Origin of the sequence: Streptomyces sp. NPDC050625, from assembly GCF_040654755.1 — a bacterium.
Lineage (GTDB): Bacteria > Actinomycetota > Actinomycetes > Streptomycetales > Streptomycetaceae > Streptomyces.
This window is the reverse complement of sequence record NZ_JBFAIQ010000121.1, coordinates 1-1,351: the sequence shown is the minus strand read 5'-3', so window position 1 is coordinate 1,351 and position 1,351 is coordinate 1. Positions and strand designations below refer to the sequence as shown.

Sequence of the window (1,351 nt, the reverse complement as noted above, 5' to 3'; positions counted from 1 at the left end):
GGGGTGAGATCGCCGCGGCGTGCGTGGCCGGGGCCCTGTCTTTGGCGGATGCGGCCGAGTTGATCGCGGCGCGGGGCCGGGTGCTGGTGCGGGCGAGCGGCACCGGCGCGATGGTCTCGGTCGCTTTGCCCGCCGGGCAGGTGCGGGAGCGGCTGTCGGGTGGGCTGGAGATCGCGGCGGAGAACGGGCCCGCTTCCGTCGTCGTGGCCGGTGAGCCGGCGGAGGTGGCCGGGTTCAGGGAAGCCTGTGAGCGGGACGGTATCCGCGTCCGTCAGGTCAGCGACGAGTTCGCCTTCCACACCAGTCAGATGGAGGGAATTGGCGAGGAGTTGGCGGCGGCTGTTGCGTCGTTGTCTCCGCGTGCGGCCGGGGTGCCGTTGTATTCGACGGTGACCGGCGACCTGCTGGACACGTCCGCCATGGATGCCGACTACTGGCGGCGGAATCTGCGGGAGCCGGTGCGCTTCGAGGCCGCCGTGCGGTCCCTGCTCGGCGCGGGTCATGGGTTGTTCATCGAGGTCGGTCCGCATCCGGTGCTGACGGGCGCGGTGCAGCAGACGGCCGAGACGCTGGACGCCACGGCGGTGGCGCTGGGCACGCTGCGGCGGGACGAGGACGACCACGAGCGGCTGCTGACGAGCCTGGCCCAGGCGTACGTCCACGGCGCGGACGTCGACTGGTCCGAGATGTTCGAGGGCAGCGGCGCGCGGCGGGTGGAACTGCCCACCTATGCCTTCCAGCATCAGCGGTACTGGCTGGAGATGGGGCGTTGGTCGGGCGACGCCGCCGGGCTGGGCCTGGAGTCTGCGGGTCACCCGTTGTTGGGGGCGGCGGTGGTGCTGGCGTCGCAGGACGGGGTGGTGCTGACCGGTCAGCTGGCGCCGCACACGCATCCGTGGCTGGCGGATCACACCATTGATGGTGCGGTGCTGCTGCCGGGTACGGCGTTTGTGGAGTTGGCGCTGCGTGCTGGTGACGAGGTCGGCTGTGGGTTGTTGGAGGAGTTGACGCTGGAGCAGCCGCTGGTGCTGCCCCGGGGTGGTTCGGTGGCGGTGCAGGTGGCCGTGGAGGCGGCGGACGAGAGCGGGCGCCGTACCGTCGTCGTCCACTCCCGGCCGCAGGGTGGAGACGACACATGGCACCGGAACGCCACCGGCGTGCTGACCGCGGCCGCCGCGTCGGCTTCGGCCGAGGCCCTGGAGATGTGGCCGCCGACAGGTGCCGAGGCGGTGCCGGTGGACGGGCTTTACGGGCGCCTGGCCGACCGGGGTTACGGCTACGGGCCGGTGTTCCAGGGCCTGCGGTCGGCGTGGCGTGCGGGTGACGAGGTGTTCGCGGAGGTCGAGCTGCC

General features: G+C 72.2%; 1 protein-coding gene. It reads left to right on the top strand.

Annotated features, from left to right (window positions below; genetic code table 11):
• Positions 1–1,351 (top strand): acyltransferase domain-containing protein (locus tag AB0I54_RS48165; protein WP_363302758.1); only part of this gene is annotated, 1,351 nt, incomplete at both ends.